Source organism: Oleiphilus sp. HI0066 (assembly GCF_001635725.1).
Window position 1 is genome coordinate 1 of record NZ_LWFH01001211.1, and the last position, 13,842, is coordinate 13,842.

12 protein-coding genes are annotated in these 13,842 nt (G+C 45.5%); 8 read left to right on the plus strand and 4 right to left on the minus strand.

What is annotated here, in order from left to right:
* Both A3738_RS30010 and A3738_RS16580 read left to right on the plus strand, forming a co-directional pair.
* Positions 1 to 432: hypothetical protein (locus A3738_RS30010; RefSeq protein WP_197473895.1), on the plus strand; the 432-nt coding region annotated here is incomplete at its 5' end.
* A gap of 54 nt (positions 433 to 486) precedes the next feature.
* Complete coding sequence (locus tag A3738_RS16580; protein ID WP_068476117.1) at positions 487 to 1,053, plus strand: hypothetical protein; 567 nt, start codon at positions 487 to 489, stop codon at positions 1,051 to 1,053.
* Positions 1,054 to 1,091: 38 nt separating this feature from the next.
* On the opposite strand, the gene A3738_RS16585 is transcribed toward A3738_RS16580, so the two are convergent.
* From A3738_RS16585 to gatC, 4 genes are all read right to left on the minus strand, one after another.
* Positions 1,092 to 1,496: an MAPEG family protein gene (locus A3738_RS16585; RefSeq protein WP_068476116.1), complete on the minus strand. Its 405-nt coding sequence runs from the start codon at positions 1,494 to 1,496 to the stop codon at positions 1,092 to 1,094.
* Between the two features lie 163 nt (positions 1,497 to 1,659).
* Positions 1,660 to 3,108, minus strand: coding sequence for an Asp-tRNA(Asn)/Glu-tRNA(Gln) amidotransferase subunit GatB (gene gatB, locus A3738_RS16590; protein ID WP_068476115.1), 1,449 nt, complete (start codon positions 3,106 to 3,108; stop codon positions 1,660 to 1,662).
* A gap of 15 nt (positions 3,109 to 3,123) precedes the next feature.
* Positions 3,124 to 4,599, minus strand: a complete 1,476-nt coding sequence (gene gatA, locus A3738_RS16595) for an Asp-tRNA(Asn)/Glu-tRNA(Gln) amidotransferase subunit GatA (protein ID WP_068476114.1) — start codon at positions 4,597 to 4,599, stop codon at positions 3,124 to 3,126.
* Positions 4,600 to 4,675: 76 nt separating this feature from the next.
* Positions 4,676 to 4,963, minus strand: a complete 288-nt coding sequence (gene gatC / locus A3738_RS16600) for an Asp-tRNA(Asn)/Glu-tRNA(Gln) amidotransferase subunit GatC (protein WP_068476113.1) — start codon at positions 4,961 to 4,963, stop codon at positions 4,676 to 4,678.
* Positions 4,964 to 5,345: 382 nt separating this feature from the next.
* Here gatC and A3738_RS16605 point away from each other — a divergent pair, with 382 nt between their 5' ends.
* The 6 genes from A3738_RS16605 to A3738_RS16630 all read left to right on the plus strand — a co-directional run bounded on the left by A3738_RS16605 (position 5,346) and on the right by A3738_RS16630 (position 13,816).
* Positions 5,346 to 6,386: a rod shape-determining protein gene (locus tag A3738_RS16605; protein WP_068473203.1), complete on the plus strand. Its 1,041-nt coding sequence runs from the start codon at positions 5,346 to 5,348 to the stop codon at positions 6,384 to 6,386.
* A 61-nt stretch (positions 6,387 to 6,447) separates the two neighbouring features.
* The gene (mreC, locus tag A3738_RS16610; RefSeq protein ID WP_082869349.1) at positions 6,448 to 7,305 is read left to right on the plus strand and encodes a rod shape-determining protein MreC; all 858 of its coding nucleotides are present in this window, start codon (positions 6,448 to 6,450) and stop codon (positions 7,303 to 7,305) included.
* Entirely contained in the window at positions 7,302 to 7,781 is a 480-nt protein-coding gene (gene mreD, locus A3738_RS16615; protein WP_068476111.1) for a rod shape-determining protein MreD, read from the plus strand. Before mreC ends, mreD begins: the two co-directional genes overlap by 4 nt.
* Before the next feature lie 4 nt (positions 7,782 to 7,785).
* Positions 7,786 to 8,397, plus strand: a complete 612-nt coding sequence (locus A3738_RS16620; RefSeq protein ID WP_068476110.1) for a nucleoside triphosphate pyrophosphatase — start codon at positions 7,786 to 7,788, stop codon at positions 8,395 to 8,397.
* Positions 8,398 to 8,409: 12 nt separating this feature from the next.
* On the plus strand, positions 8,410 to 9,963 hold the full coding sequence (locus A3738_RS16625) for an Rne/Rng family ribonuclease (RefSeq protein WP_068476109.1): 1,554 nt from the start codon (positions 8,410 to 8,412) through the stop codon (positions 9,961 to 9,963).
* 37 nt (positions 9,964 to 10,000) lie between these two features.
* Positions 10,001 to 13,816, plus strand: coding sequence for a YhdP family protein (locus tag A3738_RS16630; RefSeq protein ID WP_068476108.1), 3,816 nt, complete (start codon positions 10,001 to 10,003; stop codon positions 13,814 to 13,816).
* The last annotated feature ends 26 nt before the right edge of the window (positions 13,817 to 13,842 follow it).

Below are 13,842 nucleotides of genomic sequence, written 5' to 3' on the forward strand. Positions count from 1 at the left end.
GGTGATGGTGGATTCCCTGGTGATGGTGGGTTCCCTGGTGATGGTGGGTTCCCTAGTGATGGTGGGTTCCCTGGTGATGGTGGGTTCCCTGGTGATGGTGGATTCCCTGGTGATGGTGGGTTCCCTAGTGATAGTAGGTTCCCTGGTGATGGTGGGTTCCCTGGTGATGGTGGATTCCCTGGTGATTGTGGATTCCCTGGTGATGGTGCCGGCGGGCCTCCTGCGTTTCCATGTTTCCCTTTTAAACTGGCTTCAAACTTTTTCAACGACGTTTGGCGTAGTAAAGACGGCGCAAATTGGCAGCTCATGACAAATGATGCCGCTTGGTCTAAGCGTGCAGGCTTAAGCGCGGTATCGCACCGTGGCTACATCTATGTAATGGGTGGATCGTTTAATGATGATTTGTCGATTATTGTTCCAGCGGGTCCTTAGCGTATCTACTACAACGATGTATACCGTTCAAGAGACGGCCGAAATTGGGAATTGATGACGGATTCCGCGCCTTGGACTCCACGTGCTGGTGGCATTGTTGTCAGCAAAGGCAAGTACATGTATATGCTTGGTGGAGAGGATGGCTTTACATGTGATTCGGGCGATCGTTGTCCGCCATATTACAACGATGTCTGGCGTAGTAAGAATGGTAAGCGCTGGGAGTTGTTAACTGCTGACGCAGGTTGGGCTCCACGGCCGGGACATCAGTGCGAGGTACTCTTTGGTAGTTGTGTATGCTTTGGTGGCTTTGGTTTGAGTACTAATCCGCAGGACCCATTTGCAGTGGCTAATCCTATCGATGTTTGGGTGAACAAAAATGGCCGAACGTGGAAACAGCTCTCAGGTCCGGCTGAACAACCTTGGAATGCGCAGTCACCAGAAGATATTAAGTATGATCTAGCGGCATTTCCTGTGTATTTTGCGAATGGAAGGTTCCAGCCGAGTATCTTTACATTTGGTGGTGATCGAGAAACCTTTGATCCATTCGATCCCATTGGATTTACGAAAGTCGATAATGATGTTTGGCAGTTCCGATATGACTGGGATTGGTGGAGACGATAGTACGTATACAGAGGCCGCTGAAAAGCGGCCTTTTTTGTTTACAGGAAGTATTGGCTTAACCAATAACACACGATACCTATTTGCGCGCAAAAGCATAGAAAACGACACTGCACGATGATGTTACTTGATGAAGCTGCATGAAGAAGCGACTGTGCAATGCGCGCGGCTAACAAATATAGCGCGAGGCTGTTGGTGATTTCTTGGCTTGCTGTAGAGATAGAAAAGAGAAGAGTTCCACCTAGGAAGGGAAATGACTCATAGCAATTCGCATGGGCTCGACTGAGTCTTTCCATCAAGGGGGATATGTCGGCACCACTCAATGAGAAGCTGTTCACTGCTTTACCTGTTTTTACAACGACTATTGTTCGGTATATCTCAATTGCAATAACTAGAAATATAAACCAGCTGATAAATCCGAGAAGCGCGAGTTCTGTTTGTGTCATTACAAAGTCCTTGAATAAAAGAGCCAATGTAATGAGTGTCGCTAAAAAGTGGAGGGAAAGAAATTACGTGAGAGGTAATATTTTTGAGTTTGAGCTTTAATGGCTGGGGTCAGAGTGAAAGCACTCTGACCCCAATCTAGGCCTACAAAATTTGAGAGCTAGACTAGTCGTTTAACTTCTTCGCGAGAATTTCGTTAAACAGTTTCGGGTTACCTTGACCTTTAGAAGCTTTCATTAATGGGCCCATAAAGCTACCCATCAATTTCTTACGTTTCTTGTCGTCGGCTGCTTTGTACTGCGCGATTTGATCAGCCATACCTGCAAGCACTTCATCAACCATTGCTTCAAGAGCGCCCGTATCAGACACCTGCTTCAAGCCTTCTGCATCGATGATTTGATCCACATCTGAACCTTCTTGGCTCCATAGTTTCTCAAATACTTTCTTAGCGCCCGAAGAAGAAACGGTGTTGTCCTTCACGCGCAGCACTAATTGAGCTAATGCTCCACCAGAAATAGGTGCATTGGATGCGCTAACATCATCTGCGTTTAAGCGAGCACTGAATTCACCCATTACCCAGTTAGCAGAAAGTTTTGCATCGCCTGAGATGTTTGCTGAAGTCTCGAATAGAGAGGCTAAACCAGCATCTGCCGAGAGAATGCCAGCGTCGTAATCACTTAGTGAGAACTCAGAGATAAAACGCTCTTTACGCGCAGCCGGCAGTTCTGGCATTTGAGCACGAACTTCTTCGATGTACTCATCTGTCAACACTACTGGCAGGAGGTCGGGGCAAGGGAAGTAACGGTAGTCGTTTGCTTCTTCTTTGCTTCGCATAGAACGTGCAACGTGTTTGTCGCCATCGTACAAGCGTGTTTCTTGAACGATTTCTCCACCTTCTTCAAGCACATCGATTTGACGTTCAACTTCGAGAGCAATCGCTTGTTCCATAAAGCGGAAAGAGTTGAGGTTTTTGGTTTCAGTTCGCGTGCCAAATTCCGATTGGCCTTTAGGACGCACAGAGATGTTAACGTCAAAACGCATTGAACCTTGCGACATTTCACCATCACAAATTCCAAGTGAAGTCACAATGCTGTGCAGTGTTTTAGCAAATTCTACCGCTTCTTCCGCATTGCGCATGTCCGGTTCACTCACGACTTCGATCAATGGCGTTCCAGCACGGTTCAAATCGATGCCTGACATGCCATGGTAGTCTTCGTGTAGTGATTTACCCGCATCTTCTTCAAGGTGTGCATGATGAATGCGGATGTTCTTCTTGCTGCCATCTTTCAGTGTGATTTCAACAACACCTGCACCAACGATTGGCGCATCAAGCTGAGTCGTTTGATAGCCTTTCGGAAGGTCAGGGTAGAAGTAGTTTTTACGCTCAAATACACTGCGCTTGCAGATGTCGGCATCGATCGCTAAACCGAACATGGTTGCATAGCGGAAAGCCTGCTCGTTTGGCACAGGTAATGTACCAGGTAGTGCTAAATCAACTGCGCTTGCCTGTGTGTTTGGCTCTGCACCAAAGGCAGTTGATGAGCCTGAAAAAATCTTTGATTTAGTAGCGAGCTGAACGTGTACTTCAAGCCCGATGACGGTTTCCCATTCCATAGTTGTCTCCTCGGCTTAAGCGCTTAGCTCGGTTAGTGAATTTTCAGGACGTTGTTTGTGCCATTCCGTTTCTTGCTGGAAGGCATAACCAACGTTGAGCATGCGTGCTTCGTCGAAGTAGTTTCCGAGCAATTGAATACCACAAGGAAGGCCGTCTATTGTGCCGGCCGGTAGAGACATTGCCGGAATGCCTGCAAGGTTTGCCGTGATGGTATAAACGTCTTCTAGGTACATTTGTACGGGGTCGTCGCCTTTCTCGCCAAAACCAAAAGCAGGTGATGGCGTAGTTGGGCCGAGAATAAAGTCGACGTCTTTGAATGCATTTTCAAAGTCGTTCTTGATCAGGCGGCGAACTTGCATTGCTTTGTTGTAGTAAGCGTCGTAGTAACCGGCTGAAAGCGCATATGTGCCAACCATAATACGGCGTTTTACCTCATCGCCAAAACCTTCAGAACGACTGCGTAAGTACATATCCATTAAGTCATTCGACTCTTCACAGCGGTAGCCATAACGGACGCCATCAAAACGGCTTAGGTTAGCGGAGGCTTCTGCTGGAGCAATGACGTAATACGCTGGTACACCAAGCTGGCTGTTAGGAAGCGAAACTTCTTTAAACTCAACGCCTTTGCCTTTAAGAACTTCAATCGCTTCATCGAGTACTTTTGCGATTTCAGGATTGAGGTGCTCGTTAAAGTACTCTTTTGGAAGACCAATTTTCAGACTGCTCAAATCACCAGATAGAGCCGCCAAGTAGTCTGGCACTTCTTTGTCGATACTAGTTGAGTCTTTTGCGTCATGACCCGCCATAACTTGCAGCATTGCCGCACAGTCTTCAGCAGTTTTTGCCATTGGGCCACCTTGATCAAGGCTCGATGCGAAAGCAATCATGCCGTAACGTGAAACGCGCCCGTATGTTGGCTTTAATCCAGTTAGACCACAAAAGGCTGCCGGCTGACGGATCGAGCCGCCGGTATCTGTGCCTGTTGCAACGGGTGCCAAGCGCGCGGCTACTGCTGCAGCTGAGCCGCCAGATGAACCGCCGGGAACGAGGTGTTTGTCACCGCTCCACGGGTTAATCACTTTTCCGTAGTAGCTGCTCTCATTCGTTGAGCCCATCGCGAACTCATCCATGTTGGTTTTACCCAAACAAACCGCGCCTGCATCGATGAAGTTTTGAACGACTGTCGCGTTGTAAGGTGGTTCGAAGTTATGAAGCATTTTTGAACCACAGGTAGTTAGGGTGCCTTCCGTACAAAAGATGTCTTTGTGTGCGAAGGGAATGCCCGTCCATAAACCGGTATCGCCAGCGGCGATTTTCTCGTCAGCAGCTGCTGCATCAGCAAGTGCTTGTTCTTTTGAGACGGTAATATAACTATTGATTTTGCTGTCTAGTTTTTCGATGCGATCAAGATAGGCTTGAGTGAGTTCTACGCTGGTGAACTCTTTGTCGCGCAGGCCTTTGGCCAGCTCTTGAATTGTAAGTTCTAACATTCTTTATTGCTCTTTCGTCGTAGCGTGTTTTTAAACAGAAGGTGTTCTAATGCGTCACTATGAAAATTAGTGAGGCTCACTCGATAACTTTCGGCACGAGGAATAGGCCGTCTTGAGTTGCTGGTGCTACGCGTTGATATTTGTCACGTTGATTAGTCTCTGTCACTTGATCTGCGCGCAGGGTTTGTACTGCGTCCAAAGGGTGCGCCATCGGTGCAACATCGCTCGTATCAGCCTGCTGAAGCTGATCAACTAAACCCAAGATGTTATTAATATCGCCGCTTAATTTTTCCACTTTGTCATCTTCAATTTGAAGACGAGAGAGGCGCGCGATTTTTTGAATGTCATCAGGACTAATCGACATGTTTTAAACCTTAATTTATAAGTCTCGGCTCAGAAGCTTGCCTTAGAAGCTAGAACGCGAGGAGTTAAGAGATTTATAGTGCGTGAATTATGCTGTGAAGCATTTAGCCGAGCATCATACCACTTAGCTATAAAAAGTGGATATGCTCTCGAATCGAATAAGGAATGAATTTGCATAGAAATGCAAACTTTCGCACTAAGGACATAAATGTATGGGTGAAAAATGATCAAATGTTTAGCGGGAATCTTACGGAGCAATGGCTGAACGTTATCTTGTTTGCAATAAGGTCTAAATGAAGCTTTTGTTTCTTGCTCTAGTACCGCGCCATTGTTAAAGTTACGCGATAATTATATTCATAAATTCTTCAGGTTGAATTCCTTCCATGCTTAAGAAACTACGAGGCATGTTTTCAAGTGATCTGTCGATCGATTTGGGGACTGCAAATACACTTATTTATGTGCGCGAACGCGGCATAGTTTTAGATGAACCTTCTGTTGTCGCGATTAGAAATTCGGGCGCTCAAAAAAGTGTTGCTGCGGTGGGTGCCGAAGCAAAACGAATGCTTGGTCGTACCCCCGGAAACATCACTGCAATTCGTCCGTTAAAGGATGGTGTGATTGCAGATTTCGTAGTAACTGAAAAAATGCTTCAGCATTTTATTCATAAGGTTCACGAGAATAGTTTTATTACGCCGAGTCCTCGCGTGTTGGTCTGTGTACCAAGTCGTTCTACAAAAGTTGAACAAAAAGCGATTCGTGAATCTGCATTAGGTGCCGGTGCACGTGAAGTGTATTTGATCGAAGAGCCTATGGCTGCAGCGATTGGTGCAGGATTACCTGTGGAAGAGGCGAGTGGTTCGATGGTCGTTGATATCGGTGGTGGTACAACTGAAATCGCGATTATCTCATTGAACGGTATCGTCTATGCAGATTCAGTTAAAGTCGGTGGCGACCGCTTTGACGAAAATATTGTGACTTATGTGCGTCGCAACTACGGTAGTTTAATTGGTGATGCGACAGCAGAGCGTATTAAACAAGAGATTGGTTGTGCTTACGAAGGCTTGGAAATTCGTGAAATCGACGTGCGTGGACGTAACCTAGCTGAAGGTGTTCCTCGTGGATTTACTTTAAATAGCGACGAAATCTTAGAAGCGTTACAAGAATCTCTAGCTGCAATTGTTCAAGCTGTGAAAGGCGCGCTTGAGCAATCTCCACCAGAGCTTGCTTCAGACATTGCTGAACGAGGAATCGTACTAACTGGCGGTGGTTCACTACTTCGCGGTCTTGATCGTTTGTTAAGCGAAGAGACTGGCTTACCAGTTATTGTTGCTGAAGATCCGTTGACATGTGTTGCTCGTGGCGGCGGTAAAGCGCTTGAGCTTATCGATACAAACGGCGCAGATGGTATTTTTGCTGTCGAATAAGCAAGCTACCTAAATCCTGCTATAGAAGTGGGCTTAGTTGCTTTGCCATTAGGAGTGCGCCATTAGTACTGTATTTGTACAAGGTCCGTATTTGGGCTATCGCTTGATACTGGCGGTTCTCGTTAGTGTCGTGCTGATCGTTGTCGATGTGCGTTATGATCAGCTCGATCCTGTTCGGCGTGGTGTTAGTACTGTACTGACACCATTTCAATGGATGAGTGATGTACCGCGTCATATCACTGATGGTATTGGTTTTCTTTTTACTTCCCGTTCGTCACTCGAAGATGAGTTAGATTCCCTTAAAGCTAAAGTTCTTGTTCTAGAACGCCAGTCTCAAAAGCTTGCTAGTACAACCGCAGAGCTGAATCGTTTGCGAGAGTTATTGAATGCTTCTCGCGTTCTTGACGATGGTGTCGTAGTCACCGAACTTGTAAGTGTGAGCCCTGACCCAAACAAACATTATATTGTGATCAATAAAGGTCGCAGCAGTGGTGTGTATGTTGGGCAAGCTGTATTAGATGAATATGGCTTAGTTGGCCAAGTGATTGATGTCAGTGAGTTTCAAAGTCGGGTTTTGTTGATATCAGATGATCGTCATGCCGTGCCGGTGCAGGTTAATCGAAATGGTGTTCGCGCCGTTGCCTACGGGTTTGGTTCGCTATCCGCCTTAGAGTTAGCAAATGTTCCAGATACAGCAGATATTCAGGAAGGAGATTTACTTGTGAGCTCTGGTTTAGGTGGGCGCTTTCCGTCAGGCTACCCTGTAGCGACCGTGACGAAAGTTGCACACGATCCAGGAGCAGCATTTGCGACAGTGAAAGTCACTCCGCAAGCTAATCTTAACCGCAGTCGTTTATTGTTATTAGTTTTTCCAAATAAAGATGATGCGCCACAAAGCGGTGTTGAGGTCGCTCAATGATTTATCAGCCTAGTATGTTGGCCGTGGTGATCACCTTCATGTTGTCGGTGATACTCGAACTCATATATTTGCCGGCAATGATTTCGTTGTTCAGACCAGAGTGGTTGGTCATGACAGTCTTCTTTTGGACTCTGCGCTCGCCTAGTACTGTTGGTATAACTGTAGGCTTTTTTATTGGTCTGCTGCTGGATGTGATCAGTGGTGTATACCTTGGGATCAACGCCTTAGCCTTGAGTATCGTGTCGTATCTTGCGATAGGCATGCACAAGCGCTTTAAGCTTTATCCTTTGTTGCAGCAGTCTCTTGTTGCGTTCGTTGTTGTCATTATTCATTTGTTGATTGTGAACACCTTTACCTCTCTGTTAAGTCGAGCTGAAGCACCTTCAGATTTGTTGCTTCGGGCTATGTTTAGTGGGTTTTTATGGCCTATTCTTGTTGTTGTATACGACAGAATTAGCTTTGCTTTGCGAGGGTAGGTAAGTGCAATTAGTGTTAGCTTCGGCCTCGCCTAGACGTTTAGAGTTGTTACAACAGCTAGGTTACGATCCATTAAAAAGCCCCGTTGATATTGATGAGTCAGTTCATGACTCTGAGAAGCCGTATGCTTATGTTGCTCGCATGGCAAAAGAGAAGCTAGTAGCGGCAGCACATCAGTTTTGTCTTTCTAAGACTTGTATTGATGGTCGAGATTACTTAATGCTGGCAGGCGATACTGTTTGCGTGCATGGTGAGCAAATTCTGATTAAGCCGGAAGATTTTTCTGATTTTCAACGAATGATGCGCGTGATGTCAGGTGATCATCACACGGTCGCAACTGCCTATGCTTTGGGAGTATTAAGTAATGGCCAGCTTAGCGAAGTTCAGGAACATATCGTTAAAACTAAAGTCTTCTTTAGAGGGCTAAGCGATCAGGAAATCGCTGATTATTGGAAAACCGAAGAGCCTTTCGATAAAGCTGGTGGTTACGGCATCCAAGGCATCGGAGCGGTACTGGTCGATAAAATAGAAGGTAGTTACAGTAATGTTGTTGGCTTACCCTTAACGGAAGTTCACCAGAGTTTGAAATCGTTCGGTCTAGAATCAAAACTTTAAAAGGATAGTGTTTTGAGCGAAGAGTTGCTTATTAATGTTACCCCTGTTGAAACGCGTGTTGCGGTTGTAGAAAACGGGATGTTGCAAGAGGTATATATCGAGCGATCCAGTCGATTAGGGATTGTCGGTAATATCTATAAAGGCAAGGTTGTACGCGTATTGCCAGGAATGGAGGCAGCTTTTGTAGATATCGGTCTTGAGCGTGCGGCTTTTATTCATGTCTCTGACATCGTCGGGCCCGCAGAGAAAGATACTGCGCAACCTGATATTGCGCATTTGCTTCGTGAGGGTCAGCCTCTTGTTGTTCAAGTCACTAAAGATCCTATAGGCACTAAGGGTGCGAGATTAACCACTCAGTTATCTGTAGCGAGTCGCTATCTTGTGTACATGCCTAGCGTCCAACACATTGGTATCTCTCAACGTATTGAAGAAGAGTCAGAGCGTGATCGTTTGCGTTCCTTAGTGACGAAAGCCACGAAAAGTGAAGCTTTTTTTGCTGAGCGTGCTGCTGAGCCGAAGTCAGCGACTGAGCAAAATAATGATGCTGTTGATACAGAAGCCGGTGATAGCGAATCGAAAGATGAAAACGGGTCTGGATTTATTATTCGAACAGCGGCAGAAGGCGCTGGCGAGGATGAATTTGAAGCGGATATTCGATTTCTCATTCGGCTCTGGAGCAAGCTAGAGCAGCGCATTAAAAATTGTGCTGTAGGTGAGGTGATATACCAAGAATTACCGCTTCATGTGCGGGCTATAAGAGATTTGGTAAAACCGCAGACAGAGAAAATTCGCATCGATTCCAAAGAAAGCTTTGTGAAGGTAAAAGAATTTTCAGAGAACTTTTTGATTGATGTCAGTTCGCGATTGGAATATTACCCAGGTGAGCGTCCGATTTTCGATCTGTATAGCATTGAAGACGAAATTCAAAAAGCCTTGGGTAGGAAGGTTCAGCTGAAGTCTGGTGGCTACCTGATAATCGATCAAACCGAGGCTATGAGCACAATAGACGTTAATACTGGTGCTTTTGTTGGCCACAGAAACCTCGAAGAAACTATCTTTAAAACCAACCTCGAAGCGGCTCGAACGATAGGAAGACAGCTTCGTTTGCGTAATCTTGGTGGGATTATTATCCTCGACTTTATTGATATGGAAGACGAAGAGCATCAGCGTCAAGTCTTGCGTATGCTAGAGAAAATGCTCGAGCGCGATCACGCTAGAACCACGATTAGTTGTGTGTCAGAACTTGGTTTAGTGGAAATGACGCGTAAGCGAACAACAGAAAGCTTAGGGCAAACTTTGTGCGAGCCTTGCCCTGTTTGTGATGGCACCGGTTCACTTAAAACAGCTGAAACCGTCTGTTATGAAATCTTGCGAGAAATCTTGCGAGTTAGTCGCGCGTACGATGCGCAATCGATCATGGTGATGGCATCTCAAAGTGTCATTGATCGCCTGTTGGATGAAGAGTCTGATAATGTCGCAGATTTAGAAACTTTCATCGGCAAGCAGATAAAGTTTCAGGTTGAACTAATGTACAATCAGGGCCAGTACGACGTTGTTTTACTCTAGCGTCACTCCCTTAAGATAAACGCATAGGTTTTTCGCTTTGAATCGAACCTACAAACTGCTTAAATTCAAAGCGAAACTGCTTGCGTATACCGCATTAATAGCGGTCCTCGTCTATGTTGTAGCAGGGCGTTTAGTCCTCTCACAGCTTCCAGATTATCGCCTTTCTTTGCAAAGCTACCTAAGTTCTGAGCTGGAACTGCCTGTTGTGATCGATCAACTTGGGGCAAAGTGGAGTGGCTTTGATCCAATTCTTGAGATTCGCGGCATATCAGTCAATGGTGCACCCAACGCACATATAAAAACGGCACAGATTAAGTTCGCGTTCTTGGATACTCTGCTCAATCAAGCGCCGCGAATCAAATCTATTAAGTTAGACCAAACGAACCTTGCTCTGCATCAGGATAGTCAAGGAGGGTGGTCGCTTGCCGGGGTCGATTTATTTAATTTGCAAATAGACGATGACAGTACGTCTCAGTTTGCGATTGAAGATATTTTAGATGGCGCAAACCTAAAGCTTGTTGATGCATACGTGCGCGTGACAGTGCATGGCAAAGATGAGCGTGTATGGCATCTTCCATCCTCAAGTTTGACGTATATTGATGGACAAATATTCGCGCAAGGTAACGTCATTCGTCCAAATGGATTGCAGCCCTTAGCGCGATTTGTTTATAACAGCGCTGATTTTGAATCTAGTTCATCGACTGCCGGAAAACTCTATATTGAGGCGCGATCTGCTGACTTTCTTGATCGTTTTCTTGAGGCTTATTCTTGGAAAGGTTTAGTAATTAACGACTTGGATGTGAGCGGTCGCGTATGGCTTGATCTAGCTGGTCTAAAGGTTGAAGGGCTTTATGCCGATGTTCAATTACATCGTCTGAATTGGAGTGCCGATCAAAAAACTTTATTGCCGATAGTGAATTCATCCGCGCGTTTCTCTTGGCAAGGCAATGAAAACGGGCATCGGGTTGCCCTGGATAATCTTGTCTATCAATGGAATGGGCAGCGATGTTCAATTCCTGGAGCTGTACTTGAATCCTCCGAAGCTGGACTGAATGTCTCGGTCAGTCAAATAGACCTAGATTGTACCGGCGAATTATTGCGATCGGTCGATCTATTAGATAGCGATCTAAGTGAGCGACTTAGGGTTAGTGATCCTAGTGGTCTACTTAAAAACATGCATATTGCTTTGGATTCAGAAAGCGATGATTTTTCGTTTAAATCAGAGCTACACAAAGTATCTTTGAAGCCATTTAGGGGTACTCCTGGTGCAACGAACATCGACGGTTTTATTGAAGTTAATGAGAACCTAGGTTACGTCGATTTTTATAGTGAAAAGTTCGGCTTATTTTTCCCTGATTTGTATTTAAAGAGCTTTGATAGTTATAGCGCGTCAGGCCGGGTTCAATGGTATCAAGATGGCGATGACTATGTGGTCGAGTCGCAAGGCCTGTCGTTGAAATTGTTCGATGATGCAGAAGTGACTGGCGATTTTGTTCTCCGACTTAATGACGATTCGCAAGAGGATTACCTAGGTTTGATGCTCGGTATGACAAATGTTGAGTTATCGAATGTGATTGATTTTGTACCGTATTATGCTGTTGATTCGACCTTACATCAGTGGCTCGCAGAGTCGCTTAAAAGCGGCATTGTAGAAGATGGGCGTTTTATTGGGTATGGAAGTATCGAATCTGACAGCCCCAATAATAGCTTTAGTTCAACCTTGGCGCTCAGAGCGAAGCCAGCCGAGCTAAAATTTGACGAGTTATGGCCGTCACTGACTGATCTCGATTTAACTCTGAATTTACACAACGACAGGCTGATCGTAGAAGCTGAAAGTGCGCAGATAAACGGTGTTTCTGTTCGTAATCTCTCTGCCGTTATGCCGGAGGTAAGCGAAGAAGAGCCCGACTCTCGTTTACAGGTTGATGCTGAATTATCCCTTGATGGCGCGGATTATGATTATTGGCTTTCAGAGTCTCCCATTGCTGATGCAACCCGAGGTGTTTCAGATTTACTTAGCTTTGAGGGGCCTGCGGAGGCGCATCTAGGGCTGAATTTAGTTTTTCAGGATGAACTGCAGACCGATTACAGCATTGACGTATATGCACGAGGTTTGAAAGCGAGTCATCGAGATAGCCACTTATTTGCGGAAAACATCGTGGGTAAGTTGAAGGTGGATTCTCAAGCAGGTATTAATGCCGATATGTTATCGATGCAGTTTATGGGCGAGGCTGCATTTTTAAATATAGAGAATCGTTCGGATATAGCGGCAACAGAGTTGAAATTATCTGGGCAGTTAAATCCCAGTAAGCTATTCACGGATGAGAACAAGCGGTCTAGTAATGTTCCTTTTTATGGCGTAAGCGGTCGTACCGCCTTTGAATCCTCATTGATAATTCCTGATGCGCAAGAGCCAGCACGTTTTGAGATGACGAGCAATATGCAAGGTCTTGCAGTTGATTGGCCTGAACCTTTTGCCAAATTATCTGAATCTAAAAATTCCGTGCAAGTAAATGCTTCGATTAAAGAGAAGCAAGCGGATGTCACTATCATTCTAGATGGTCAGGCACTACCAAAAGGAAGTGGGCAGCTCTTGTTTGTTGATGAGCAATTAGAGTACGGAAAGCTTGTGCTGTCATCATCATTAAACCCTCTAGACTTTGGCGCGTATCGTTTTTCTGAAGAGGGCTTGGGTGTTGCTGTCGCGCTTGATCATATTGAAGTTGAGCCATGGATAGATTTCGCTAGCGAGACCTTTACTGGCGAGGCGGGTGAAGCAGGAATATTGAAAGAGATTTTTGTCAAAAGTCCTGTCGTAGATATGTTTAACCATCGCGCTCTAGATGTCGAGGCGAGAATCTCACCATCCTTATCCAAGATAAATATCGTTTTGTCAGGTAAGGGCGCTGAGGGTGAAATTGTTTTTGCCAAAGGGGCTGCACCAGTTTCCGTGAATCTGAAGCACCTGCGTATAGAAGAACCAGCGGAGAGTCTTGATGGAGATAACGTTGCAGATGTAGATCCAAGAGAAATAGAGGCAATGTCATTCGCGGTGGATGACTTGTATTTTGGCGGCACTGCATGGGGGGCGTGGCGCTTTTGGACAGATTCTGATGACTATGGAATGGTGTTTAGGGAATTGCGCGGTGAAGTGTCAGGGAGTGCTCTAGAAGGGCAGCTGTCATGGCAATATGACGAAGGTCATAGCCATACTATCTTAACGCTTGATACTGCAGGAGCGAATGTTAAGCCTGTACTGGAGTTGTTTGGTCAGGAATCGCCACTAACGAGTGGGAAATATAAATCGGAGTTGGCGCTAGTATGGCCAGATCAGCCACAAAACTTCGCTTTATCAAAAGTATCTGGCACTGCTTCTATGACATTTGAAGATGGAGTTATCTCAACTGATAACCAAGCAACCGGTATTTTGCGTTTGTTTGGCGTGTTTAATGTCGATGCTTTAGTTCGCAGATTGAAATTGGATTTTTCCGATTTGTATAAGCAAGGTATCAGTTATGACAACCTCAATGTCAATGTCGTGATGGATCAGGGCGACCTTCGCTTTGTTGATCCATTAAAGATCAATGGTCCCTCAAGTAACTATACGCTCAGTGGTCATGTGGATTTAGCGGAGCAGATGTTAGATCTGAAAATGTTGGTTGAACTACCTTTATCTAGCAATGTTCCTATCGCGGGCCTGATGTTGGGAAACCCCGCTATAGGCGGAGCAGTGTGGCTAGTTGATAAAATCTTAGGGCAACCCTTATCAAGGCTTTCGACTGTGCGCTATGCCGTGAAAGGGAATTGGGACAACCCAGAGATGACGCTCGAGCAGGCCATCAATGCCAAGTAATACGCAGTTGTGTTGCGCGGTCGTGC

Excerpts from the sequence above, each read along its gene's own strand:
- gatC (WP_068476113.1), bottom strand. The coding sequence starts at position 4,963 with ATGTCGATTAGTCCTGATGACATTCAAAAAATCGCGCGCCTCTCTCGT.
- mreD (WP_068476111.1), top strand. The coding sequence starts at position 7,302 with ATGATTTATCAGCCTAGTATGTTGGCCGTGGTGATCACCTTCATGTTG.
- gatA (WP_068476114.1), bottom strand. The coding sequence starts at position 4,599 with ATGTTAGAACTTACAATTCAAGAGCTGGCCAAAGGCCTGCGCGACAAA.
- A3738_RS16580 (WP_068476117.1), top strand. The coding sequence starts at position 487 with ATGACGGATTCCGCGCCTTGGACTCCACGTGCTGGTGGCATTGTTGTC.
- A3738_RS16585 (WP_068476116.1), bottom strand. The coding sequence starts at position 1,496 with ATGACACAAACAGAACTCGCGCTTCTCGGATTTATCAGCTGGTTTATA.
- A3738_RS16605 (WP_068473203.1), top strand. The coding sequence starts at position 5,346 with ATGCTTAAGAAACTACGAGGCATGTTTTCAAGTGATCTGTCGATCGAT.
- gatB (WP_068476115.1), bottom strand. The coding sequence starts at position 3,108 with ATGGAATGGGAAACCGTCATCGGGCTTGAAGTACACGTTCAGCTCGCT.